Below are 25,814 nucleotides of genomic sequence, written 5' to 3'. Positions count from 1 at the left end.
CTGATTCAAGCCGACAGTTTACGCCGGGCCAGCGCCCCGCCCAAGAGCCCGGTCAGGCATCCGATGAGCAGCCCGCCGACGTGGGCGGCATTGGCGATCTGGCCGAAGCCGAGCTGGCCGACCACGCCGGTCAGGCAGATCACCAGCCAGATCAGCATCATCACCAGCACGCCCTTGGGCAGGTTGAAGTGAGGGTTGGGCGCCAGCCACTGGTACAGCCAGACGTGGCCGAGCAAACCGTACAGCACGCCGGACAGGCCGCCGAACAGGCTCGGGCCACTGGTGTAGTGCTGGGCCAGGTTGGACACCAGGCTGAACAGCAGGGTCAGGCCCAGCAGCAGCCAGGGGCCCTGGCGCAGTTCGATGCGCTTGCCCAGCTCCCAGTACCACAGGCCGTTCATGGCCAGGTGCAGCACGCCGAAGTGCAGCAGCATGGGCGAGACCAGGCGCCACCACTGGCCGTCGGCGAGGCCCTGGGCCAGGGGGGTGAAATGCAGGTACTCACCCTGGACGCGGAAGTCGAGGAAAGTGAACCAGCTGATGGCGTTGAGGTTGTCGCCCAGGCGGGTGAGGCCGGCGACGATCAGGCAGAGGACGAGGACAGTGGCGGTGACCTTGCAGGCTTTGGCCTGGTCGGCCAGGGAGGGCTGTGTGGGGGCCATCGCGGATGAATCCGCGGCTACATCGGCATTGCCGTCGGGGAAGCGCTGGTACAGTTCGCGCACGTCGGCAACCAGGCTGTCGGGGGCCCAGAGCACTTGCTCCTCGCCCTCCTCGCTGACCCGGTGTGGTACCTGCAGGCGCTGCAGCAGGTGGACGAAGCCGCTGAGGTCGACCGACAGCGGCAGGCGCATCACTTCGATGATTTTCATTGGTTGGCCTGCGGGCGTTCGACGTCGACCCAGACGAACTTGTGCGGGTCGATGCGGGTTTCATCATCCAGCCGGTAGGCCGCCAGCTTGCCGTACAGCACCGCGCTGTAGTCCAGGCATGCGAGGTTGGCGCGGATCGGCGCCGGGCGGCCGCTGCGCCAGTAGTGGCCGACGAACAGCATGGGTTCGTCCTCGGCGTAACGCAGCAGGGCATTTTTTTCGGTGTGGCTCAGTGGCGTGCGGGCAACGTCGTCGGGCAGCGCATCAGGCTGGAAGACGATGTCGCCGTAGGTCTGCGGGTCTTCTTCCCAGAACTTGGTGCGGAAGAAGGCACGGGTCAGGCCGTCGCCGCCGGTCAGGGTCAGGCCGTCCGGCAGGCGCATGTCGGTACCGCGCAGCAGGCGGTTGCACACGGTGGCGGCAAAGCTGCCGGGTACCGCCGACGCCTGGATGAAGTGCTCGTCGATACGCCCGCCCGGGTACTGCTGGCGCAGCGGTTCGATCAGCCGTGGGTCCCAGCAGGCATGCACCAGGCGGAAGCGCCCGGCGTCGATGAACAGTGGCAGCTCGTAGAACCACTGCACGAAGTCGTGCCAGTCGCCGGGGTGGTGGGCGAACTGGGTCAGGGTTTCGTCGATCAGCCGGGCGTGGCGCGGGGTGTGTTCGCGCACGAACGCCTTGCCGCTACCGGGCAGTGCCGGGGTGACCCAGCCCAGGGCGTTGTACTCGTGGTTGCCCATGATGCAGAACGCCTGGCCGGCCTCGACCATGTCGTGCACGATGTGCAGCGCCTCGCGGATGCGCGGGCCACGGTCGACAATGTCGCCAAGGAACAGGGCCTGACGCCGCGGGTGACGCCAGACGCCGCCGACACGTTTGTAGCCGAGGGCGTCGAGCAGGCGTTCGAGGGTCAGTGCACAGCCGTGCACGTCGCCGATGATGTCGAAACTGCGCGCCGGATCGAGCATCAGTCGTCCCTGCCTCCCAGGCGGCTGCCCCAGCCGAGTTTGGTGCGACACACCTCATAGTAGTTGTGGTCGAGCGGGTGGATCAGGCGCAGCTTCTGCGGCTTCTTGCTCACCGTGATGGTGTCGCCTGGGGCGCAGGTGAAGTGGTTCTGGCCGTCGCAGGACACCTGCGGGTAAATCTGCAGGTCCTTGGACACCACGATCTTCAGCTCGCTGTTGCCGTCGACCACGATCGGCCGCCCCGACAGGGTGTGCGGGTACATCGGCACGATGACGATGGCGTCGAGCTTGGGATGCATGATCGGGCCGCCGGCCGACAGCGCATAGGCGGTGGAGCCGGTCGGGGTGGCGACGATCAGGCCGTCGGCCTTCTGGCTGCAGACGAACTGGCCGTCGATGTAGATCTCGAACTCGATCATCCGCGTCGACTTGCCCGGGTGCAGGACCACGTCGTTGAGCGCGTCGCCCTGGCCGATGGCCTCGTGATGGCGGCGCACTTCGGCCTGCAGCAGGAAACGGTTTTCCACCAGGTAGTGGCCGTCGAGCACCTCGGCGACTTTCTGCTCCAGCTCGTCCGGGCGGATGTCGGTGAGGAAGCCCAGGTTGCCCCGGTTGATACCCAGCACCGGTACATTGTGCCGGGCCAGGGCGCGGGCGGCGCCGAGCAGGCTGCCGTCACCACCGACCACGATGACCAGGTCGCAGACCTCGCCGAGCAGCTTGCGCGTGGAGGTTTGCAGGCCGTGGCCGGGCAGCACTTCGGCGATGGTGTCCTCGAGGATCACGTGCAGGTGGCGCTCGAGGAGGAATTTTTTCAGTCGGCGAATGGTGTCGAGCACCTGCGAGCTGCCAAGGCGGCCGATGATACCGATATTGCGAAATTGCTCCATGGGGCTCCTGCGAGGCTCTGCGGCGGGGTGACGATGTCGCGATTATGGGCGAAACGACCGGGTAGCGGCAAACCGGCTATGCTCGCAGCATGACGCCTTTCGCCGAGCTCCATGAGCTGCCCCGCCGCTTGCGCCGCCCTGCCGTGCGCGACCTGGCCTGGACCCTGCTGTCGCCCGCGCTGCTGAGCGCCCCGCCCTGCCCCCAGCGCCATCCGCTGGCAGGAAGTGCCTGGGCGGGCGATCCGCAACGCCTGCACGACTGGTTACGCGCACTGGATGCCGATGACCTGCCCTTGCGCGACTGGTTGGCGAAGATCACCAGCCGGCGCCTGGGGTTGTACTACGAAGGTCTGTGGCAGTTCGCCCTGCAGCAAGCACCCGGGGTCGAACTGCTGGCGTACAACCTGGCGATTCGAGCGGCTGGGCGGACCTTGGGCGAACTGGACATTCTGCTGCGTGATGGCGAAGGCACCCACCATCTGGAGCTGGCCATCAAACTGTACCTGGGGCCGACCGAGGGCGAAGGACGCGACCCGGCGCACTGGCTCGGGCCTGGCTGCCACGATCGGCTTGGCAGCAAGCTGGCACACCTGGCCGGGCACCAGCTGCCCATGTCGGCGGACGCGCAGAGTCGCGAAGCACTGGCCGCTGTAGGGGTCGACCAGGTGCAAGCGCACCTGTGGCTGGGCGGCTATCTGTTCTATCCGTGGCCGGGGCACACCGAACCGCCTGCCGGTGCCAACCCGCGGCATTTGCGCGGGCGCTGGATACGCCGGCAGAACTGGGCCGTGGCAGCAGACGAACGCTGGCAACCGCTGCCGCGCCATGCGTGGCTGGCACCGGCGCGGGCAGAGCCCGAGGCTTGCTGGAGCGTGGTGCAGTTCGAGGCCTGGCTGGCGGGCCTGGACGCGCACGCCCCGGCGCAGTTGCTGGTCAGGCTGGAACCGGATGGCCAGGGTGCCTGGCAGGAGGTCGAGCGTGTGTTTCTGGTGGCAGACAGTTGGCCCAATTTGCCAGACAACAGAATTTTCACAGATCCAGCGCAAAGATTTGTTTCAAATAGCCAGTAAAGTGCTATACGAGCGCCCGCTAGAGCGCCATTCCGACCTGATGACGAGGACCGATCATGGTTTCATCCACCCCCGCGCCCCATTACGCACGCCTGTCCATCGCCCTGCATTGGCTGATGCTGGTGCTGCTGGCCGCCGTGTACGCCTGTATCGAATTTCGCGGCCTGTTCCCCAAGGACAGCGCCGAACGCAACCTGATGAAAGACCTGCACTTCATGCTCGGGCTGAGTGTGTTCGTGCTGGTCTGGCTGCGCCTGGCCGTGCGCCTGGTTCGCCCGACCCCGCCGATCGTGCCCAAGCCACCGGCCTGGCAGACCGGCCTTGCGCACCTGATGCACCTGGCGCTGTACCTGCTGATGATCGGCCTGCCCGTGGCCGGCTGGCTGATCCTCAGTGCCGCCGACAAACCCGTGCCCTTCTTCGGCCTGGAACTGCCGCACCTGATCGGCCCGGACCCGGACCAGGCCAAGTTCATCAAGGGCTGGCATGAGCGGGTGGCAAGCTGGGGTTACTGGCTGATCGGCCTGCATGCACTGGCCGGACTGTACCACCACTACGTGCAGCGCGATAACACGCTGCTGCGCATGCTGCCCTACAAGTAACCGCGCCGGCCCTGCAGGCCACCGGTGTGCACGAAAATCAGGCGGGTACCGGGCGCGAACAGTCCGGCCTCGACCTGATCGCGCAAGGCCAGCAAGGCCTTGCCGGTATACAGGGCTTCCAGCGGCACTCCACTGTGCCGCTCGCACTCGGCGATGAAGGCCAGCAACTCATCGTCAAATTTCCCAAAGCCACCTCGGCAAGCGCGGTGCAGCTGGTAACCCTGTGAGCCAGTCAGTGCAGCGACTGTCTCTGGCACGCCGTGATCCAAGGGCACCGCCAGGGCACCATGCACCGCGTGTTGCCCCGCCTCGGCAACTACCAGGCCGGCCAATGTCGTGCCGGTACCTGCAGCCAGCCACCAGGCGTCGTAGCCCGACCATCCCAGCGCTGCCAGTTGCCAACGGGCCTGCTCGACGATCAGCGCACAACCTTCGGCACCCGCCACCCCGCCACCGCCCTCGGGAATGCAGTGCCAGCCCGGATAACGGGCCTGCCAGGGCGCCCAGAAGCCCGGTTCGTGGCGTACCCGATAGCCGCCGTAGCCCAGCCAGTGCACTTCCATGCCCATCGCCTGCAGGTCGCGCACCGTGGGGGTGGCCTGCGGGTGGCCGCGCAGCAGGCCGGCGGTGGCGAAGCCGAAACGTTTGCCAGCGGCAGCCAGGGCGTGGAGGTGGTTGGAATGGTTGCCGCCCAGGCTGATCAGGCCGGGGGCGCCTGTGGCATGGGCATGCTGCAAGTGGTGACGGAGCTTGAACCACTTGTTGCCGCTGATCAGTGGGTCGATCAGGTCCAGGCGCAGGATGGCGGCCCTGACTTGGGCCATTTCCAGCCAGGGCAGGTTGAAGGGTTGCAATGGGGCGTCGGGGAGGTTCAGGAATGAGTTGGGCATCGCCCGAGTTTAACCGAGAAATCCCCGGGGCCGCCTTGCGGCCCATCGCCGGCAAGCGCGGCTCCCACAGGGTGACCGCGCAAGTCTCACGGCTAGCGCAATACCTGTGGGAGCCGCGCTTGCCGGCGAAAGGGGTGCAAAGCACCCCCGGCGATCTCAGAGTTCAGCGGCCAAGCGCGACCCTTGGTTGATCGCCCGCTTGGCATCCAGCTCGGCCGCCACATCGGCACCGCCGATCAGGTGCACCGACTGCCCCGCCGCCACCAGCCCTTCATGCAGCTCGCGCAGTGGCTCCTGCCCGGCGCAGATCACCACGTTGTCTACTGCCAGCACCTGCGGCTCGCCCTCACCCACGCGAATGTGCAGGCCAGCATCGTCGATCTGCAGGTACTCGACGTTGTTGAGCATCTGCACCTGCTTGTTCTTCAGCCCGGTACGGTGAATCCAGCCGGTGGTCTTGCCCAGCCCGTCGCCGACCTTGGATTTCTTGCGCTGCAACAGGTACACCTGGCGCGCCGGCGCATGTGGCTCGGCCTTGATCCCGGCAACCCCGCCGCGCGCCTCCAGCTGGGTATCGATCCCCCACTCTTTCCAGAACGCCTCGCGGTCCTGGCTGCTGGCCACTCCCTGATGCACCAGGTACTCGGAAACGTCGAAACCGATGCCGCCCGCACCAATGACCGCGACCGACTTGCCCACCGGTTTGCGTTCGAGCAGTACGTCAAGGTAGCTGAGCACCTTGGCATGCTCGACACCCGGGATGGCCGGGGTACGCGGCGCGATACCGGTGGCCAGGATGATTTCGTCGTAGCCACCGCCTACCAGCGCTTGCACATCGACCCGGGTATTCAGGCGCAGATCGACGCCGGTGCTTTTCACCTTGTTGCGGAAGTAGCGCAAGGTCTCGTGGAATTCCTCCTTGCCCGGCACCCGCTTGGCGACGTTGAACTGCCCGCCAATCGCGCTGGCGGCATCGAACAACGTCACTTCATGGCCACGCTCGGCCGCCACGGTGGCCGCTGCCAGGCCTGCAGGACCGGCACCGACCACGGCAATGCGCTTGACGGCACGCACCGGCAAGTAGTTGAGCTCGGTTTCGTGGCAGGCGCGCGGGTTGACCAGGCAACTGGTCAGCTTGCCACCGAAGGTGTGGTCCAGGCAGGCCTGATTGCAGCCGATGCAGGTGTTGATCTCGTCGGCGCGCCCTGCGGCCGCCTTGTTGACGAAGTCGGCATCGGCGAGGAACGGCCGGGCCATGGAAACCATGTCGGCATCGCCCTCGGCCAGCACGGCTTCGGCCACTTCCGGGGTATTGATGCGGTTGGTAGTGATCAGCGGAATGCTCACAGCGCCGCGCAGCTTGGCGGTGACCTTGCTGAACGCTGCCCGCGGCACCTTGGTGGCGATGGTCGGGATGCGCGCCTCGTGCCAGCCGATACCGGTGTTGATCAGCGTCGCGCCGGCCCGCTCGATGGCCTTGGCCAGCAGCTCGATTTCGTCCCAGGTGCTGCCGCCCTCGACCAGGTCGAGCATCGACAGGCGGAAGATGATGATGAAGTTCGGCCCTACCGCATCGCGCACGCGGGTGACGATCTGCACCGCCAGGCGCATGCGGTTTTCGTAGCTGCCACCCCAGCGGTCGCTGCGGTGGTTGGTGTGGGCGGCGAGGAACTGGTTGATGAAGTAGCCTTCGGAACCCATGATCTCGACGCCATCGTAGCCCGCACGCTGGGCCAGCACGGCGCAATTGACGAAGTCGGCGATCTGCTTCTCGATGCCCGCTTCATCCAGCTCCTTGGGCTTGAACGGGTTGATCGGTGCCTGGATCGCGCTGGGCGCTACCTGCCGTGGGCTGTAGGCGTAGCGCCCGGCATGCAGGATCTGCAGGCAGATCTTGCCCCCGGCTTCATGCACGGCTTGGGTAACGATGCGGTGCTTGTCAGCCTCTTGCTCGGTACTGAGCTTGGCGGCGCCGGAATACACGCCGCCTTCATCGTTCGGCGCAATACCGCCCGTGACCATCAGGCCGACGCCACCACGGGCGCGCTCGGCAAAATACGCCGCCATGCGCTCAAAACCGCCCGGGCGCTCCTCTAGGCCGGTGTGCATCGAGCCCATCAGGGTGCGGTTGCGCAAGGTGGTGAAGCCCAGATCGAGCGGGGCCAGCAAATGCGGGTAGCGGTCGGCGGCCATGGAAAGGTCCCCAGGTGGCGTGATCACAGATGCGGGTACCTCACCGGCCGGCGGGTCCCGTCGTTTGTCTGCCTGCGACATTAAACAGCCGTTTGAACGGGCTCAATGATCGAAACTGACAAGATGATGATCCTGGTGCACAGCATCTCACCGTCCACGCCTGAAACTGCCTGCCCGGCTTGCTCAAGGTGAAGTCACGACCACCACGTATTGGCCGCGGGTCAGCGGCTTGCCGTGCTCATCGACCAGCCTGTAGGTCTGGTCCCCGCTGTGCGCCCGGTCAATGTGTACCGCCTGCGCAGGCAGCGCCTGCTCGCCCACCCCTTGGATGCCAATGACACTGTCACGCGCCAGCGCAGGACAGTCATCCATGCGCCAACCGGCACTGGCCACGGTGGTCGTGCAGGACGGTTCGACGATGCTGCCGTTGAACCGCAGCTCACCCGAGGCGACGACGCCGCCTGCCTGGGCCTGGCCAACCAGTGCCAGGCAAATTGCAACACTCACTGCCAATCGCTTGCCGCTCATGATGTCTACTCCCCGATAACTACCGTTGAGCCTATCGGATGAGTAGTGGCCGGCCTGGCGGCGCGCGTGAGGCAGTTCACAAAGCAGGAAAATTAAACCATGCGGCACTTTAAGAAACGTCTCAAAGCCGGCGCCGGGCCAGTTGCCTAGGATGGCCGGATTGTCCCAGCCAGCCGCACCGGAGCCCGTCCCCGACCATGTCGCGCCTGCTTCATACCCTGTTGCGCCCCGCCATTGCGGCATTCGTCTTGCTGAGCCTGGCCTCCACCGCCTGGGCCCAGCTCAAGATCGAAGGCACACGCCTGATCTACCGGGGCTCGGCCAAGGAGGCGAGCATCACCGTGGTCAATCGCAGCGACCTCGACACGGTCATGCAAAGCTGGGTCAGCAGCCCCGAAGAGGGCCGCGATACACCCTTCGCGGTTGTCCAGCCGTTAGCCTTGATACCCCCCAACGGCCAGCAGATGTTGCGTGTGCTGTATGCCGGCCAAGGCCTGCCCGAGGACAGGGAATCACTGTTCTGGCTGAACATTCTCGAGATCCCGCGCAAACCCGAACAGGCCGAGACCCTGCAGTTCGCCATCCGCCAGCGCCTGAAGCTGTTCTACCGCCCAGCCGGCCTGCCAGGCTCGGCCAGTGCAGCAGCTGAGGGCCTGCAATGGCGAACGTCTCAGCCCGGCAGCATCGAAGTGCGTAACCCGAGTGCCTTCCATGTCTCGCTGGTGGACCTGCGGCTCGTCACCCCTGGGCAGTCGCTACTGCTAACGGACTATCTCCTCCTGCGCCCGGGGCAATCGCTCACCCTCGAAGCACCTTCACCCTTGCCCGTGCAGAGCCACCTGAGTTTCAGCGAACTCACCGATATCGGCCTGCAGAGGCCCCACCGCATCGCCCTGCCGTGAACACACCGCTACAGGATAGCTACCCCATGACCCTGATCCGCAAACACCTGCTGGGCCTTTTATTCATCGTCGCCAGCTGCCCCGCCACCAGTTACGCCCTGTCCTGCAAGCTGGACCCCTCCAAGGCGGCGGTATTCAAGGAGGCACTGGGCACCGCACTGGCGGTACCGGCCGACGCGCCCGACGGCACGATCATCTGGGAGTCGGCGCCACACTCGCTTCCAGTCATCTGCGCCGACGACTACGAAACCGGTATCAGGGAAGACGTCTATTTCTACGTAAACCCGGCCAAGGCCACTATCGGCAAGGGCATACGGGTCGGGATTCGCTACGGCTCGCAGACCATTACCCAGAGTTCTGGCGCCGTCACCACGGGCTACAACTCGCTGCATGGTTGCAGCTGGGCGAACTGTGCGGGCTGGGACAAGGCCCGCTTCACCCTGAACTTCACCGTGTTCATCGAAAAGTACGGCGCAACGCCAACCGATGGACAAGCCAGCACGCTCGGCGAATATCGGGTGTTCCAGCTGGACGGCAAGGGCGGCCTCAACCCCAAGCCCAACAGCAACCTCAACTATGTGGTCACCGGCATGAACAACATACGTTTCGTGCCTTGCTCTCCTGAACTGACCATCTTGCCTTCGGTGGTCAATTTCCGCCGCGCCCTGGCCAGCTCGGCACAGGTCGGCCAGGTCGCCAGCTCGGCCGATTTCAGCCTTGACCTGGTCCGGTCCTGCGACACGCCCTACACCGTCAATGCTCGATTCACTCCGGTCGCCGGCAGTGCCAGTGTCATCGACAAGCTGCTGGTGCCCAACAACAACAGCTCAGTCGGCATTGCCCTGACCCATCAGGACAGCAACCAACCGGTGCCCTTCGACAGCTGGTTCAAGCTGGCCGATCTGACCGTACCGGGGGTGGTCCGCAACACGTTCCGCGCTGACCTGATCTGGCGCTCGGCGCCTATCCCCGGTTCGTTCGAAGCCATGGCGCTGGTGGACCTGTATTACAAGTAAGCCGGCGGTCTGACGGCCTTTAAGGATCGTCTGATGTCCAGTTGCCAGCGGTCTGTCTACATTCGCGGCATGCGACTCAAAGCCTACCTGCAACAGATTAACCCCCTCCTCTCCAACCCCGAGGCAGCGCGCCGTCTGCTTCGGCTGTTGGCGATCGTACTGTCGGCCGGCATTCTCGGCGCGGCTTACAATTTCCTGTCCTTCACCTTCAATACCGACATCGCCCGGCGCCACGGCGCCATGAGCAGCGCGATTGCCGAGGCCCATACCTTCTTCACCAATCGCGAGGCTCTGCTGGAGAGCCTGAGCCTCGCGACCGTGCGCCACACGGCTGCGGGCGCCAACTGGCTGCCGCTGGCACCGGGCGAGGAAGTGCACCTGCAACTGGGCAGCCAGCCGCACAAACGCTGGAGCCTGTGGCTGACCCAGCGCATGTGTGCCTACCTCAAGGCTCGGCAGGTCAACCTGCTGTATGTCGACACCGCGGCTCAGGCCCCGATGCGCTGGCTGTACAACGCTGATGCCCAGGCCGCATTGCCTTCACCTGCCCTGCTGGAGCAGCTGCGTGCCGCTCGGCAACGCTCCACAGCTCCCCAGGAGTTGTGGCTGGCCGACCACGACCTGCACCGCTCACGCCTGTTCATCTTCCAGCGGCTGGACGAGCGCGACCCGGATTCTGGCTGGCTGGGCCTGGAAATCGACAGCCAGGCAGTGGCGCCGGTGCTCAAGGATGCCAGCGCCGGGGAGTTCATGATGTTCAACGCCGACGGCATGCTGGTGTTCACCAACAGCCCGGGGCCGACGCTGAACCGCTCGCTGCGCCACCCCGTTGGCAAGGACTTCTTCGGCTTCGCTGGGCAGGGGTTGCTGCCTGAGTACCTGGTCATCAGCAAGCCCTTGATGTCCTCGGACTGGCAACTGGTCTATGCGATCGACCTGTTCGCCATCCTGGCCGGTCTGTGGCAGCAACTGCTGGGGGGCGTGCTGTTCTGCGTGCTCAGCATCACCTTGATACGGGTGTTGATCCAGCGTTTCGACCGGCGCTTCTTCACCCCCACCATCGAACGCATCCGCGCACTGGTGGAAAGCGAGATGTTCAGCCGTGACGTCATTGAAACCGCGCCCGTCGCCCTGTGTGTGCTGCGCCGCAGCGATGGCCAGGTGATGCTGGAGAACCACCTGGCCCAGCAGTGGCTGGGCCAGGAGCCGACACGCGGGGTGCGCAGCGCACAATGGATCGAGCAAGCCTTCGGGCAGCCCGAAGGTCAGTGCAGCGACTATTTCGAGAGCGCCGATGGACGCCACCTGTACCTGAGCAGCTCGCCAAGCCGCTACAAGGGCGAACAGGTGCTGCTTTGTGCGTTCAGCGACATCAGCGCACGCAAGCAGATCGAGGCCGCGCTGGAGGACGCCCGGCGCGCGGCCGACACAGCCAACGAAGCGAAGACGCAGTTCCTGGCAACCATGAGTCACGAAATCCGCACGCCGTTGTATGGCGTGCTGGGCACCCTGGAGCTGCTCTCGCGTACCACCCTCGACGCCCAGCAACGCGATTACCTGAGGGCCATCGAAGGTTCATCGTCGACCTTGCTGCAGTTGATCTGCGACGTGCTTGACGTGTCGAAGATCGAGGCCGGCCAACTGGCCCTCGAGCTCAGCGAGTTCAGTGCCCCGGACCTGGTCCGCGAAGTGATCCAGAGCTACAGCGCGGCTGCCACGAGCAAGGGCCTGCAGCTCTACAGCTGCCTGGACCCGGGTCTGCCGGAACACCTGATCGGCGACGTCAACCGGATCCGCCAGATCCTCAACAATCTTTTGAGCAATGCGGTTAAGTTCACCGACTGCGGCCGTGTGGTGCTGCGAGCCAGGCTGCTCAACCGCGACGGCGAAAGGTCCTGCCTGTTGTGGCAGGTCTCGGACACTGGCAAGGGTATCGCCGAACAGGACCAGGCGTTCATCTTCGACGCCTTCTACCAGACCGAAGGTTATACCCAGACCATCCCCGGCACCGGGCTCGGGCTGCCGATCTGCCAGCGCCTGACGCAACTGATGAACGGCCATCTGCGCCTGGTCAGCGAGCTGGGCCTGGGCAGCAGCTTCAGCTTGAGCCTGCCGCTGGAAGAGGCGTCAGGCCGCGCCAGCACCCCGTTCAACCTGCTGGCCGAGCGCATTCACGTGGTATCGCCGGTACTCGAATTGGCCGAAGCCATCAGTGGCTGGCTGTGCCGCTGGGGCGCACGCGCCCAGGTCGGCGTGCCACCACCGGGCAGCGCCCTGGCTGGCGAACTGCTGGTCGAACTGCATCCCGGCAATGTCGAGCGCTGGCTGGTCGCCGAATGGCCCGGCCCGCGCATCCTGGCCTGCGCCCAGGACTGCTGGGAGGCGCGGCACGAGGCCGGCCACTGGCAGGTCAACCTCAACGACCTGGCTGCCTTGCACCAGGCCGTCGGCCAGGCCCAGGGCCTGCGTCGCCCCAGGGACCAGGCCGTGCCGGCACCCTTGAGCGAACCACTGGGGCTGCAGGTGCTGGTGGCCGAGGACAACGTCATCAACCAGTTGATCCTGCGTGACCAGCTCGAAAAGCTCGGCTGCAGCGTGACCTTGACCAACGACGGCGAGCAGGCCCTGCAAGCCTGGCAGCACGGGCATTTCGACCTGCTGCTGACCGACGTCAACATGCCCGGCATGAACGGTTACGAGCTGACCCGGGCCCTGCGCCGTCTGGGCTGTACCCGCCCCATCGTCGGCGCCACCGCCAACGCCCTGCGCGGCGAGGAAGAACTGTGCCTGGCCGCTGGCATGGATCGCTGCCTGATCAAACCCTTCAACCTGCAAGCCCTGTTCAACTGCCTGGCCCCGTATCGAGGTAGCCGTCTTGAAGCCCTTTAACATCCTGATCGTCGAAGACCACCCGTTCCAGCATATGTACCTGCAACACCTGTTCAGCGAACTCGGCAGCTTCAACCTGGAAGCGGCCCGGGATGGCCAGGAGGCCTTGGAGCGCCTGCGCCAGCGTGACTTCGACCTGGTTCTGACCGACCTGCTGATGCCCGGCATGGACGGTGTGCAGTTCATCCAGCACCTCGCCGGGCTGCGCCACAAGCCAGGCCTGGCGATTATGAGCGCGGCCTCGCGGCGCATGCTGATGGCGGCCAGCCTGGTAGCCAAGAACCTTGGCGTGGACGTGCTCGGGCTGATCTCCAAGCCTGTCGAGCCCAGTGCGCTACGCAGCCTGATCGACCAACTGCAGTTGCACCATCAGGCGCCGGCACAGGCAGCGGCGGCCACGCCCGAGTTCGATCGCCAGACCTTGGTCGATGCCTTGAACAACCGGGCCTTCCAGGCTTGGTTCCAACCCAAGAAGTCCCTGCACAATGGCCGCATCGTCGCAGCCGAGGCGCTGGTGCGCTGGATGCATCCGGAGCAAGGCGTGCTGCTGCCAGGCACCTTCCTGCCCGCGCTCAATGCCTTTGGCCTGGAGGAACGGCTGCTGTGGGTGATGCTCAAGCAAGCCATGGATGCCCAGGCGCGCTGGCGTGAGCGGGGCTATGACATCCCGGTCTCGATCAACCTGCCGACCCACCTGCTGAACAGCCATGACCTGGCCGACCGTCTGCTGGAATTCGTCCTGCACCACCAGGGGGTGCCCGGCAAACTCTGCTTCGAGTTGATGGAATGCTCCATTCCCGAACAGCTGAGCAACTTCTACGCGGGCGCCTGCCGCCTGCGCATGAAAGGTTTCGGCCTGTCCCAGGACGACTTCGGCAAAGGCTACAGCTCCTACATGAGCCTGGTCTCGACGCCCTTCACCGAACTCAAGATCGACCGGGCGCTGGTGCAGCGTTGCGATGAAAGCGAGAGCCTGGCCTCGGCCCTGGCCAGCATCGTCGCCCTGGGCCGCAAGCTCGGCCTCACCGTGGTGGCTGAGGGGGTCGAGACGCCACAGGAGCTCGAACTGCTGCGCAAGGTCGATTGCAACCAGGTGCAGGGCTTTCTGATTTCCCATGCCGTGTCGGCGGAACAGTTCCAACGCCTGCTGCACAGCGACGGCCCGCCGTCGGCCTACTGACTCGCTGTAACTCACGGCGCCGGCAGGGCATCCAAGGTAATCTACATTTGGGTATCGATGCCCCCACGGCCTTGCGGATCCTTGCATGAAACAGTACAACGCCCTGCTGGAAAACCTGGCCCGCAGCTCTTTGCGCCTGAACAAAGGCATGACCGTGTTGCTGGGCCTGGCACTGCTGCTGGCCGGCTTCAGCTTGTGGTCGATCGAGCGCCTGGTCGATGAACACAGCGATACGGTCAGCATCCACTTTGCCCGCCTGATGGAAAATGTCCAGGAGCAGGAAACCTTCCTCCAGGCCCTCGTACAACGCAGTGCCCAGGGACAGCTGCTCGACTTCCCCCGCACGCTCGAACCTGTGCTGACACCGCTGCCCGAAGAAGGGCCGGACATTTACAAGGGCGAGGTTTTCCCGTTCTCCATGCCGTTCAGCCTCAAGCTCGACCGGCGCAATTTCGCTGAACGCGAGGTGTCGGAGGTCTACACCCAGGGAGCGAACCTGGCCAGTTTCTACAGCATGTTCTGGTCAGCCTCGCCCTACCGCTCGCCGCAGGTGTTCCTGTTCTCGCCGGATGCCCGTTACGACATCACGGTGCCCGCTGCAGGACGCGGGCGCGGCAAGCCCGAGGAAGAACCGTTCATCGATGTCATCCGCCAGGTGATGGCACGCCAGCCGCGCGCCGAGGACTGGCGCCCGGGAGGCCAGATCATCTGGCGCAGCTATGTCGAACAGCCGGACCAGGCCTCCCCGCCGCGTGTGCTGGCCTACGCCAATGTCATCCTGCACCCGGCCAAGGCCGACAGCCAGCGCACGCAAGTGGCGTCGCTGGTGGACCTGGCGCAGATCGACGATTTTGAACGCATCATGGACTGGACGGTGTATGACCATTTCAACCTCATCGCCCCGTCCGGCGAGGTGCTTATCGGCACGCCTGCCTCTCTGGAGGGCGTGCACGAGGGCCTCAACATCACAGCCGAGGGCCTGGTGTTCCGCCTCCACGAACAGGCCAACGGCGGCTGGAGCGCGGTCTACACCGTGACCTACCGGCACTTCTTTCGCTACGCGTTCTGGTCGCTGACCAGCATTGCCGTCACCTTCCTGGTGCTCATCGGGCTGGGCCGCGTGGCCATCCGCTGGTATCAGCGCCAGGTCATCCTGCCGGCACGCGCCGCCCACGAAACCATCGCCGAAAGCGAAGCTTTCAGCCGGGTGGTCATCGACACCGCCCCAACCGGGCTGTGCGTGGTGCGTAGCGGCGACCACGAAGTGCTGCTGGAGAACCAGCGGGCGCAGCAATGGCAGGGTACGCGCGAACTGGTCGACACCCTCGCCTCGGCTGTGGGCGACGCCAACAGCGGCGAACATTCCCTGCAGGTCGCCGGCCGCCACCTGCAGGTTGGTTTCGTGTCGACCCGCTACCACGGCGAAGACGTGCGCCTTTATGCATTCAACGACGTTACCCGCCACGTCGAGGACGCCCAGGCGCTAGACGAGGCCCGCCGCGCCGCCGATGCCGCCAACACCGCCAAGACCCTGTTCCTGGCGACCATGAGCCACGAGATCCGCACCCCGCTGTACGGCGTGCTTGGCACCCTCGAGCTGCTCGGCCTGACGCCGCTGGATGCCCGCCAGCAAGGCTACCTGCACACCATCCAGCGCTCCTCGGCAACCCTCTTCCAGCTGATCAGCGATGTGCTCGACGTGACCAAGATCGAGTCCGGGCAGATGGCGCTCGAGCCGGTAACGTTCTGCCCGCTGGACCTGCTCGAGGACACCGTGCGCACCTATCGCGCCTTCGCCGAGGGCAAGGGCCTGTTGCTGTATGCCTGCCACGATGCCCGCCTGCCGGCCCAGGTGGTGGGCGACCCGATACGCATCCGCCAGATCCTCAACAACCTGCTGAGCAACGCCATCAAGTTCACTGATACCGGCCGGGTAGTGCTGCGCACCCGGGTGCTGACGATCGACGCCAACCAGGTCAGCCTGCAGTTCCAGGTGGCCGATACCGGCATCGGCATCTCCCAGGCGCAGCAGGCCAGGCTGTTCGAATTGTTCTACCAGGTCGCCGACGCCTCCAGCGAGAGCGGCGCAGGCCTGGGCCTGCCGATCTGCGGCTGGCTGGCCGAAATGATGGGCGGCCGGATAAAGGTGGTCAGCGAGCCGGGCCTTGGCAGCAGCTTCTCGCTGACCGTCAGCCTGCCGCTGGCCGAGGGGGGACTGAGCGACAGCCCGAGTGTAGAGCGCGACCCGACGCCGGTGTACGTGCGTGCGCCGATACCGGAACTTGCCCAGCATGGTGTCGACTGGCTGCAGCGCCTGGGCATCGCCGCAACCCTGACGGTTCCACCCCTGGAGCAGGACAACCCCCAGGCCCTGCTGGTAGACCTGCTCGATTTCCCGGACGCTGCCACCTGGCACGGCCAGCGGATCTGCGCCTGCAGCGATGGCCCGGCGCCCGGCGCATTCATCGACGGCTGCTGGCGGGTAGACCTGCATGACGTGCGCGCCATCGCCCAGGTCATCGCCCTGGTGCGCCACGGCGGCGTGCCCGATAGTCACCATTGCGCGCAGCAGCAACGTGCCGCCCTGCGCCTGCATGTGCTGGTGGCCGAGGACAATCCGATCAACCAGGCGATCCTGCAGGAACAACTCGAGGCGCTGGGCTGCACCACGGTCGTCGCGGCCAACGGCGAACAGGCCATGCAACGCTGGCAGCCAGGCCTGTTCGACCTGGTCCTGACCGACGTGAACATGCCGTTGATGAATGGCTACGAACTGGCCCGAACCCTGCGCCAGCACGACGCCCGGCTGCCGATCATCGGTGTCACCGCCAATGCACTGCGCGAAGAGGGCCAGCGCTGCCTCGAGGTGGGTATGAACGCCTGGATGGTCAAACCGTTGAGCCTGCAGGCCTTGCGCAGCCATCTGCTACGTCTGTGCCGGCCGGCACTGGCCGAGGGGCCTGGCCAGGCGCCAGCGGACATCCACGGCACCTCGCCACTGCCTGCCACCCGAGACAACGTGCAAGTGCCCGCCAGCATGCGCGCGCTGTTCATCAGCACGATGCACGAGGACATGCAGCAGTTGCGCCTGACCCTCGAACAACGCGACCATCGGCGCCTTGGCGAGCGCTTGCACAGCGTCGCCGGCGCGCTGGGCGCGGTGCAGGCCAGAGCCTTGTCCGAGCAGTGCTGCGCACTTGAGCACGCGCTGGCCAACTCACCGCTCGACGCCACCTTAGTGGATAAGATACGGGAGGTGCTGGACAGGCTGTCGGCCATGCTCGACACCCTTGCATAACAGCAACTTCAGCGCTGATAACCGCATGGAAACATCCCTCCCATCCGCACCGGCTAACGGGTCGTCATTTATGGAAAAACTCAAGGTCATCATCGCCGACGATCACCCCATCGTACTGCTCGGCGTCCGCGAACTGGTCGAACGCGACCCGCGCTTTTGCGTGGTCGGCGAAGCCGTCTGCTCGCAAGGGCTGATCGAGCTGCTCGAACGCCAACCCGTGGACATGGTCATCTCCGACTACAACATGCCGGCAGACTCCCCCTACGGTGACGGCCTGAAACTGATCGAGTATCTCAAGCGCCACTATCCCGCTGTTCGCATTCTCGTGCTGACCATGATTTCCAACCCGCTGATCTTCACGCGGCTGCAGGAGCTGGGCGTGGACGGCGTCATCCAGAAGAGCCAGCTGCACGGTGAAATCGAAAAGGCCCTGAACGCCGTGGCTCGCAACAGCACCTACCGGGCGCCGGAACCGGCAAGGCATTCGGTGGTGGCCTGCAATACCGCCATCGACCAACGGGTAGAAAACCTGTCACCCAAGGAATTCGAAATACTGCGCCTGTTCGTGGCCGGCCAGAGTGTCAGTGAAATTGCTCGCAGCCAACACCGAAGTACTAAAACCATCAGCGCACAGAAAGTTTCCGCAATGCGCAAACTTGAAGTAAACAGCGATCAGGAATTATTGGCCTATTGCCTGGCGAGTCATATCTTCAATTAACTAAATGTGTTGGACCAAGCATTAAGATTCGTCTGATGGGCCAGGGAAACCACCTGACTTATTGTGAGCGTGCATTTAGTTGCAGCACTTACTCACTCTCATGTGGACATCAATATGAATAAATTCTCCCTGGCCGCACTCACCCTCTCGCTGATTACCGCATCAGCCGGCGTACTGGCTGCCGATCCTTCCGGGCCCGTCAAAGGTGGCAGCGGCAAGATCTCCTTCACCGGCGTGATCAACAATGACGCCTGTTCGGTCGACGGCGCCAACGCCGACCGGGTAATCGCCGTGGACATGGGCACCGTCTCGATCAAGGACATGGGTACCGCCGAAAACCCGGGCGCAGGCCGCGTGACCGGCAAGGACTTCAACCTCAACGTCAACTGCAACGTCGGCACCAAGGTGGCGATGGTCTTCGACGCCAACAGCGGCGGTTCGGGCCTGGTCACCGGCAAGAAGGTCCTGGCGCTGACCAAAGGCACCGGCACCGCTGCCAACGTCGGCATCGCCCTGCTCGACCCCAATGGCAACCTGATCGACCTGAGCTCGGCCGCCACCGCCAAGATCCAGAGCGACGTACATGGCACCGGCGCCGCAGGCGGCGACGCCACCCTGAGCTTCTCCGCAGCCTACGTGACCACCGGCGCCGCCGGCACCGCCACCGCCGGTCGTGGTGACGCCACCCTGCCGTTCATCCTGCAGTACGAGTAATCGATTCGCCGCTGCTCCCTGCGCGAGGCTGAACAGCCTCGCCACTTCTTCGTCCCACAAGGTAACCCCACCATGTTGCGTCGTTCTCTGTATCCCGTTTTCGGGTTGCTGGGCATGCTCGTCGCTGCCCAGGCAACCGCCAGCATCTCCCTGAGCGCTACGCGCGTCGTGTTCGACGGTGCTCACAAGGAAGCCAATGTCACCGTGCGCAATGGCAACCAGGAAGTTCTGGTGCAGTCCTGGGTGGATGCCGGCGACAGCGCGCAGGCGCCGTTTGCCATTACCCCCCCCTTGGCCAGGGTAATGCCCAAGCAGGAACAACTGCTGCGCATCCTCTATGAAGGCCAGCGCTTGCCATCCGACCGCGAATCGGTGGTTTGGCTGAATGTTCAGGAAATCCCGCAAGCCAGTACCCAGGCCAATACTTTGCAGTTGGCGGTGCGTCAACGCATCAAGATTTTCTTCCGCCCGGCCAACTTGCCCGGCAATGCCTTGCTGGCACCGGAGCAATTGGTCTGGCAAGTGACCCAGCACGCCGGCAAGGCAACGCTGACCGTGAACAACCCCAGCCTGTATCACGTGTCGATGGCCGACATCGAAGTCAAACGCGGCAAACAGGCCGTGTTCAGCGCCGACTCGAGCATGATCGCCCCCGGCGAACAAAAGACGTTCAGCGCGGCACTTTCCCAGGTGGACGGGCCGCTGACGCTCACCTTCAAGAGCATCAACGACTATGGCGCCCAGCATGGCTATTCCGTGCTGTTGCACCCTGCCCAACCCGGTAGCGCCAAGCCTGCCGAACCCGCTATCAGTTTGTGAACGCCTAGCCCCCACCTCGCGCGCGCCCCGCTCGCGTGCGGCCTCCCCGCGCCCAGCCCGTGCCGGGACATGAAATAGGTTCCTCGTATGTCTCTGTCCATCGCTCCCCGCTCCGTAGACGGTGCCGATGCAGGCGCGCGCGCGCTCAATGGCGGCACGCCTCGTCCGGCCTGGAAGCTCAACGCCCTGTCACTGGTGCTGTGCAGCGTGCTGCCCAGCCTCGCGACGGCGCAGGACGATCCCCATCTGCTGGGTTTCAACACCACCTTCCTGCAAGGTGCGCAATCGGCGGTCGACCTGCAGTTACTGCTGTCGACCAGCAGTGTGCTGCCGGGCAACTATCGGGTAGACCTGTACAGCAACGAGGTACTGGTGGGCCGGCGCGACATCGATTTCAACCGCAATCCCCACACCGGGCGCGTGGAGCCATGCCTGACCCTGGAACTGCTCGAGCAGTTGGGCATCGACATGGACAAGCTCAAGGCACAGGGGCGCCTGGAGACCGAACAGGCCTGCCACGACCTGCCCACGCTGATCGACCAGGCCAGCCTGAGCTATGACTCGGGACATCTGCGCCTGTCCGCGAGCATCCCGCAAGTTGCCATGAAGCGTGGCCTGCGCGGCTACGTCGACCCGCAGCTGTGGGACGCGGGGTTACCTGCGGCGTTCGTCAACTATCAATACAACACCAGCCGCAGCGCCAGTGATGCCGATACCCGCATCAACAACAACCTGAGCCTGCGCAACGGCCTCAACCTGGGCAGCTGGCGCTTGCGCAACGAGTCGAACTTCAGCAGCGGCACCGGGCGCCCGGACAGCTTCAAGAGCAACCGCAGCTACCTGCAGCACGACGTGACCGCGCTCAAGGGCCAGTTCAGCGCCGGCGACATCTTCAGCGACAGCGATCTGTTCGACAGCGTGCGCTACCGGGGCCTGAAGCTGGCTTCGGACGAAGGCATGCGCGCCGACAGCGAGCGCGGCTACGCACCGGTGGTGCGGGGCGTGGCCCAGACCAGCGCCAGGGTCGAGATCCGCCAGAACAGCTACCTGCTGTACACCGCCAACGTACCGCCCGGCCCGTTCGAGATCAGCGACATCTACCCCAGCGGCTCCAACGGCGACCTGGAAATCACCATCATCGAGGCCGACGGTCGTCGGCGGGTCAGCGTGCAGGCGTTCTCCAGCCTGCCGCTGATGGTCCGTGGCGGCCAGGTCAAGTACAGCCTGTCCGCGGGGCGCTACAACAGCAACAGCGAAGGCCTGGCCACCCCGCAGATGCTCAGCTCGACGCTGGCCTACGGCCTGACCAACACCGTGACCGGCGTCGTTGGCCTGCAAGCCACCGACGACTACAAGGCACTGGCTGTCGGCAGCGGCCTGAACACGCTGGTGGGCGCCTTTTCGCTCGACGTTACCCATTCCTCGAGCAAGGCCCAGGGCCAGACCACCCAGGGCAACAGCTTGCGGGCGCTATACGCCAAGACCTTCACCGGCACCGACACCAACTTCACCCTGGCCGCCTACCGCTACTCCACCGAGGGCTTCCGCACCCTCACTCAGCATATCGAGGACATGAGTAGCGACGCGATCAAACGCAGCGGCAACTCCAAGACCCGCACCGACCTGACCATCAACCAGAGCCTGGGCCGCGACCGCGCACTCGGTAGCCTGTATCTGACAGCCAGCGACCAGCGCTACTGGAACCGCGGCGGTTCGCAGAGCCTGTCGGCCGGCTACAGCAACAACTGGGGCGATATCTCCTACAACCTTGACGTCAGCCGCACCAAGGAACTGGCAACCTCAGGCCCTTCGGGGCAGGATACCCAGTTCAACTTGTCGCTATCGTTCCCGCTCGGCAGCCGCGCCCGCGCACCACGGGCGTTCGTCACCAGCAGTACGCAAAAGGGCAACGACACTACCCAGGCCGGCATCAACGGCTACCTGTCGCAGACCAGCGATACCTTCTACTCGATCCAGGGCGGTCACAGCCGAACCAGCGGCAGCTCGGCCTCGGCCAACCTGAACACCCGCACCTCGGTCGCCGACATCAGCCTGGGGTATAGCCAGGGGCGCGGCTACGATTCGCAGAACCTCAACGTGGCAGGCGCAGTGGTGGCCCACCCGGGCGGTATCAACCTTGGCCAGACGCTCGGCGAAACCTTCGCCCTGGCCGAAGTACCAGGTGTAAAAGGGGCGAAGATCAGCAACTACAGCGGCGTGGAAACCGGGCGCAACGGCTATGCGGTGATCCCCAGTGCCCAACCCTATCGGGTCAACTGGATCAGCCTGGACACGCGCGACCTGGGCGGCGACATCGAGATCGACAACGCCACCCAGCAGCTGGTGCCTCGCCGAGGCGCCGTGGTGCTTGCCCGCTACACCGCCAAGAGCGGGCGTCGGGTACAGTTCGAGCTGTTCGACGAGCGCGGCCAGTTGATACCGTTCGGAGCATCGGTGGAGAACGCCGAAGGCCGCCAGCTGGCGATTTCCGACCCGAGCGGTAAAGCCTTGGTGCTGCTGGAGCAGGACCAGGGCAGCCTGAGCATCAAGTGGGGCGAGCACCAGTGCGCAGCCACCTACGACTTGCCGGAACGGGACAAGGCGGTCAACTACGAGCGCCAGCGCCTGATGTGCCGACCGTGACACCTGCCCGCTTGAGCAGCAGAGAATGCGCCTAAGTGTCCAACAGCTTTGCTATGATCCGCAACAACGACGCCAAAGCTGATGAATCAGGGCGCACTACCTCCTTGATTTCTGCATGGCGGGCTCATTTTTAGGTGAAAGCTGAAGTTTGATGCGAAAACTCCTGGCAAGCACCCTGGCGCTGGTGATGGCCGCCGCACTCTGTGGCTACGGTTTCTGGACCCAGCAGCGCCCGGAAGGCCATTACCTGTCCGACCTGCGCATCGAGCTGGCGCTCAATCATGGCGTGCCTGGCGAACATGGCAACCTGCTTGGTATCGAGCCGCTGCTATTCCCCAGTGACTACCAGAACCTGCAACGCCTGCACCGCAAGCTTTCAGCCTACCTGGAACAGGCACGTGCCCAAGGCCTGATCGGCCCGCGCACGGTCGTGGTCCTGCCGGAACACATCGGCACCTGGCTATGGGCACGTGGCGAGAAGAACGAACTGTACCAGGCGACCCGCAACCGCGACGCCGAGCAGTGGCTGGAGCTGAGCAACCCACTGCGCTATGGCCTGGCTGTGTTGAGCGCCAATGGCGATGATCGGCGCGCCGATGCCCACCTGCGCATGAAAGCCCGGCAGATGGCCAGCGATTACCAGCAACTGTTCGGCGGCCTGGCCAAGGAGTTCGGCGTGACCCTGGTGGCAGGCTCGATCGTGCTGCCCGCCCCTTATGTTGAACAAGGTGTACTGCGCATTGGGCACGGGCCACTGTTCAACAGCAGCCTGGTATTCGCCGCAGACGGCTCACCGCTTGGCCAACCGCAACACCAGCAATACCCCGACAGCGAAACACGGCGCTACATCCACCACGGCCGGCATTTCCCGCTGCAAGTGTTGCAGACCCCCGCCGGGCGCCTTGGCGTGCTGATCGGCAGCGACAGCTGGTACCCCGAGAACCAGCGTCAGTTGCAGCAGCAACAGGTGCAATTGATTGCCAACCCGGTATTTCTCAGCGGCAAAGACAGTTGGGATACCCCCTGGCGCGGCAATCGCCACCAGGACGCCGCTGCCGAACTGCCCCTGCAACGCGGCGAGGTCAGCGAACAGGACGCCTGGCAACGCCTCACCCAGGCCGCAAGTGGCAGCGTCAGCAGCATGAGCGTGTTCATGCGCGGGCAATTCTGGGAACAAGGCAGCGATGGCCAGGGCTTTGCCCATCAGGCAGGTGAGTTGCTGTCAGGCCCACCGAGCCATGGCGCGCGCCTGCTGAACCTGTGGCTGTAGGCACATGAGCCGCCCCCGCGTGCGCCTGGGCGACCTTTCGGTCGGTTTCGTCCAGCCCCTGGCAGAGGCCCTGCGCGAACAAGGTCATGATCCGGCTTCGCTGTTGCAGCAATACGGGCTCGATGCCGCACGCCTGGCCGAAGCTGGCGCACGCCTGTCGATCCCGCGCTACATGCACCTTGGGCATGCGGCCATCGCACTGTGTGGCGAGCCAGCGCTGGGCCTGCGCATGGGCCGCCTCAGCCGCCTGGCCCAGGCCGGGCTGGCCGGCGTCACGGCAGCCCAGGCCCCTACCCTGGGCGAGGCGGCACGTACGCTGTTGCGCTTCGAGCCACTGTACGCCGCCAATTACCGCGGCCATTCCAGCTTTCACGAAGACGCCCAGGGCGCGTGGCTGACGTTCTACTCGATCAGCCCCTACAACGACTACAACCGCTTTGTGGTCGATTCGCTGCTGGCCGGTTGGCTGGCGCAGCTGGCCGCCCTGGCTGGCACCCCTGTGCAGGCCGAGCGCCTGGAAGTCGAATTCGATGCACCCGGCTACGCCGCCAGGTACCAGCCCCTTTGCAGCGCAGCGGTGCAGTTCGGCGCCAGCGCCAACCGCGTGCGGCTGAGCCGCAGCACGCTCGAGCACACCAACCCACAGCACTGCCCGAGCACCTTCAGCCACCTTCTGCAGTTGTGTGAAGCACAAATGCTCCAACGCACCCGGGTGCGCAGCCTGGGCGAGCGCATCACCCACCTGCTCGGCCCGCTGCTCAATGGCGGCCGTGAGCCTGACCTGGAAGAAGTGGCATTGCACCTGCAACTGCCCACCTGGACGCTGCGGCGCAAACTGGCCGAAGAAGGCACACGCTTTCGCGACTTGCTCAACGACACACGACGCGACCTCGCCGAAGCCTATATCCGCGATACGGAGCTGGCTTTTGGCGAGATCGCCTATCTGTTGGGGTTTGCATCGGCAGAGGCCTTCCAGCGCGCATTCAAGCGCTGGACGGGCGTTACGCCGGGGGAGTTTCGCCGCAGCCAGCGGCGGGCAGGTTAAAGCTCTGTGGCGTCGTCTGCCGGTTCTGGCGGATCCAGTTCGTAAGCCTGAAACTCGAGCAGCTCTTCCTGATAGTCATCCATCGCCCTACGTCCTCTTCTCATCTGTCTTCTTTGGTCATGCCTTCAACCTAAACGGGCCGGGTGAAGGAATGATGACAAGCTCATGAGAAGTAAACGTAGCAGGTGTTCAGGAACTTATCGCCGCTCGTCTGTAACAGCGAATTAAAGCGACGCCGGTGCAGGCTGCGCGTCCTGCTGCACCTGAATCGGTGCGGCTTCCGCTGGCGGTGCTACCGGTTGCGAGCCCTGGCTGTCATCGACCACCGGTTTGGCCACAGCCTCGCTGGCGGGCGCAGCCGCCGCAGGTGCGGGAGTGGCATCAACCAAGGGTGCAGCCGCTGGCGCTGCGACGGCCGGCGCTGCTACCGAGGCCTGCTCCGGCAAGCCCAGGTCAGGCGCTGGCTTTTCGGGCTTGGCCACAGGCGCTTCGACCTTGGCCTTGGCGACCTTCTTCGGCTTGGGCAGGAAACTCTCCACCAGGGCGAAGTAGCGATCGTAGAACTGCGCCGCCGTCACCGTCTCGCTGGCGACCTTGACCATCGAGTCGTCGCTGGAGCCGATCGGCATGGATACCGAGCCGAGCACGCCAACCCCCAGGCTGGCCGAGCTGTTGGACTTCTTCAGGCTGTAACGGTCCTGCAGGGCGTTGGCGAACATGGTCGAACGCTTGTCGTCGTTGACGTCCGGCGCACAGGTCACATTGAAGCTGATCTGCAGGTGGTTTTCGCTGTTCTGCTGGAAGCTCTTGTTGCCCATCACCTGGTTGGCGCCACTGCTGGTGATGATGTAGCCCTGGCTGAGCAACGCACGGCGCGCCGCTTCGCAGGAACCGGCATCGGTCACCGGGAAGCTGCGCGAGTAAGTCCCCGAGTCGTCGAAGTTCTCGTGCTCGTAGATGGCGGCTTTCTTCGAAGAGCAACCGGTCACGCCCGCCAGCACCAGGGCCAGCCCGAGCGCACCAAAGACGGATGATCTGGTCATTGCGAATTCCGGGTAAGTCAAAAGAGGCCTATTGTGCATCACTGCAGGCAAGCACTGAAACCGTTGATCGGTGAAGAGTCTGTCAGGATCGTGTAAATCTGGTCGCCGCCATGGCCCAGAAACGAAAAAAGCGACCCGAAGGTCGCTTTCTCGTTGCTTCAAGGCGTTCAAGGGGCCTTGAGGCGAAGATGGCGCAGCGGACGGGACTCGAACCCGCGACCCCCGGCGTGACAGGCCGGTATTCTAACCGACTGAACTACCGCT

The 25,814-nt window shown here is 64.6% G+C and carries 20 protein-coding genes; 13 read left to right on the top strand and 7 right to left on the bottom strand.

The window, feature by feature from the left end; translation table 11 throughout:
- Positions 1-5: 5 nt before the first annotated feature.
- Genes F6X59_RS08070 through F6X59_RS08060 form a run of 3 tightly spaced genes read right to left on the bottom strand, consistent with a single transcriptional unit; the run spans position 6 to position 2,730 of the window.
- Positions 6-872, bottom strand: coding sequence for a rhomboid family intramembrane serine protease (locus F6X59_RS08070; protein WP_152955781.1), 867 nt, complete (start codon positions 870-872; stop codon positions 6-8).
- Entirely contained in the window at positions 869-1,840 is a 972-nt protein-coding gene (locus F6X59_RS08065; RefSeq protein WP_152955780.1) for a metallophosphoesterase, read from the bottom strand. The genes F6X59_RS08070 and F6X59_RS08065 overlap by 4 nt, the downstream gene beginning before the upstream one ends.
- Positions 1,840-2,730 (bottom strand): NAD(+) kinase, encoded by an 891-nt coding sequence (locus F6X59_RS08060; protein WP_027919132.1) that lies wholly within the window; start codon positions 2,728-2,730, stop codon positions 1,840-1,842. Before F6X59_RS08060 ends, F6X59_RS08065 begins: the two co-directional genes overlap by 1 nt.
- An 89-nt stretch (positions 2,731-2,819) precedes the next feature.
- Between F6X59_RS08060 and F6X59_RS08055 the strand changes: the two genes are divergently transcribed.
- Both F6X59_RS08055 and cybB read left to right on the top strand, forming a co-directional pair.
- On the top strand, positions 2,820-3,800 hold the full coding sequence (locus F6X59_RS08055; protein WP_152955779.1) for a DUF1853 family protein: 981 nt from the start codon (positions 2,820-2,822) through the stop codon (positions 3,798-3,800).
- Positions 3,801-3,856: 56 nt separating this feature from the next.
- Positions 3,857-4,402, top strand: coding sequence for a cytochrome b561 (gene cybB, locus F6X59_RS08050; protein ID WP_152955778.1), 546 nt, complete (start codon positions 3,857-3,859; stop codon positions 4,400-4,402).
- On the opposite strand, the gene F6X59_RS08045 is transcribed toward cybB, so the two are convergent.
- The 3 genes from F6X59_RS08045 to F6X59_RS08035 form a co-directional block, all read right to left on the bottom strand.
- Positions 4,393-5,292, bottom strand: a complete 900-nt coding sequence (locus F6X59_RS08045; RefSeq protein ID WP_152955777.1) for a 1-aminocyclopropane-1-carboxylate deaminase/D-cysteine desulfhydrase — start codon at positions 5,290-5,292, stop codon at positions 4,393-4,395. The two genes, cybB and F6X59_RS08045, sit on opposite strands and share 10 nt — an antisense overlap.
- Positions 5,293-5,448: 156 nt before the next feature.
- The gene (locus tag F6X59_RS08040; protein WP_152955776.1) at positions 5,449-7,485 is read right to left on the bottom strand and encodes an NADPH-dependent 2,4-dienoyl-CoA reductase; all 2,037 of its coding nucleotides are present in this window, start codon (positions 7,483-7,485) and stop codon (positions 5,449-5,451) included.
- Between the two features lie 183 nt (positions 7,486-7,668).
- Complete coding sequence (locus tag F6X59_RS08035) at positions 7,669-8,013, bottom strand: hypothetical protein (RefSeq protein ID WP_152955775.1); 345 nt, start codon at positions 8,011-8,013, stop codon at positions 7,669-7,671.
- Positions 8,014-8,210: 197 nt separating this feature from the next.
- Between F6X59_RS08035 and F6X59_RS08030 the strand changes: the two genes are divergently transcribed.
- From F6X59_RS08030 to F6X59_RS07980, 11 genes are all read left to right on the top strand, one after another.
- Positions 8,211-8,915, top strand: coding sequence for a molecular chaperone (locus F6X59_RS08030; RefSeq protein WP_152955774.1), 705 nt, complete (start codon positions 8,211-8,213; stop codon positions 8,913-8,915).
- A 26-nt stretch (positions 8,916-8,941) separates the two neighbouring features.
- Positions 8,942-9,931, top strand: a complete 990-nt coding sequence (locus F6X59_RS08025) for a fimbrial protein (RefSeq protein WP_152955773.1) — start codon at positions 8,942-8,944, stop codon at positions 9,929-9,931.
- Positions 9,932-10,000: 69 nt separating this feature from the next.
- Complete coding sequence (locus tag F6X59_RS08020) at positions 10,001-12,820, top strand: ATP-binding protein (RefSeq protein ID WP_152955831.1); 2,820 nt, start codon at positions 10,001-10,003, stop codon at positions 12,818-12,820.
- Positions 12,807-14,000, top strand: coding sequence for an EAL domain-containing protein (locus F6X59_RS08015; RefSeq protein ID WP_152955772.1), 1,194 nt, complete (start codon positions 12,807-12,809; stop codon positions 13,998-14,000). Before F6X59_RS08020 ends, F6X59_RS08015 begins: the two co-directional genes overlap by 14 nt.
- Before the next feature lie 85 nt (positions 14,001-14,085).
- Entirely contained in the window at positions 14,086-17,298 is a 3,213-nt protein-coding gene (locus tag F6X59_RS08010; protein WP_152955771.1) for a hybrid sensor histidine kinase/response regulator, read from the top strand.
- A gap of 70 nt (positions 17,299-17,368) precedes the next feature.
- Entirely contained in the window at positions 17,369-18,016 is a 648-nt protein-coding gene (locus tag F6X59_RS08005; protein WP_152955830.1) for a response regulator, read from the top strand.
- 114 nt (positions 18,017-18,130) lie between these two features.
- A complete protein-coding gene (locus F6X59_RS08000) occupies positions 18,131-18,730 on the top strand; it encodes a fimbrial protein (protein WP_152955770.1) in 600 nt (199 codons plus the stop codon).
- Positions 18,731-18,802: 72 nt separating this feature from the next.
- A complete protein-coding gene (locus F6X59_RS07995) occupies positions 18,803-19,549 on the top strand; it encodes a molecular chaperone (RefSeq protein ID WP_152955769.1) in 747 nt (248 codons plus the stop codon).
- A gap of 87 nt (positions 19,550-19,636) precedes the next feature.
- Positions 19,637-22,192 carry a fimbria/pilus outer membrane usher protein gene (locus F6X59_RS07990; RefSeq protein WP_152955768.1) on the top strand — a complete coding sequence of 852 codons (2,556 nt, stop codon included), beginning with the start codon at positions 19,637-19,639 and terminating at the stop codon, positions 22,190-22,192.
- A 151-nt stretch (positions 22,193-22,343) separates the two neighbouring features.
- Positions 22,344-23,462 carry a nitrilase-related carbon-nitrogen hydrolase gene (locus F6X59_RS07985; protein ID WP_152955767.1) on the top strand — a complete coding sequence of 373 codons (1,119 nt, stop codon included), beginning with the start codon at positions 22,344-22,346 and terminating at the stop codon, positions 23,460-23,462.
- A 4-nt stretch (positions 23,463-23,466) separates the two neighbouring features.
- On the top strand, positions 23,467-24,507 hold the full coding sequence (locus tag F6X59_RS07980; protein ID WP_152955766.1) for an AraC family transcriptional regulator: 1,041 nt from the start codon (positions 23,467-23,469) through the stop codon (positions 24,505-24,507).
- A gap of 224 nt (positions 24,508-24,731) precedes the next feature.
- On the opposite strand, the gene F6X59_RS07975 is transcribed toward F6X59_RS07980, so the two are convergent.
- Complete coding sequence (locus tag F6X59_RS07975; protein ID WP_152955765.1) at positions 24,732-25,550, bottom strand: DUF2242 domain-containing protein; 819 nt, start codon at positions 25,548-25,550, stop codon at positions 24,732-24,734.
- Positions 25,551-25,814 lie beyond the last annotated feature (264 nt).

This window comes from Pseudomonas sp. MN1F, assembly GCF_009391885.1.
Classification (GTDB): Bacteria; Pseudomonadota; Gammaproteobacteria; order Pseudomonadales; family Pseudomonadaceae; genus Aquipseudomonas.
This window is presented reverse-complemented; position numbering and strand designations above follow the sequence as displayed.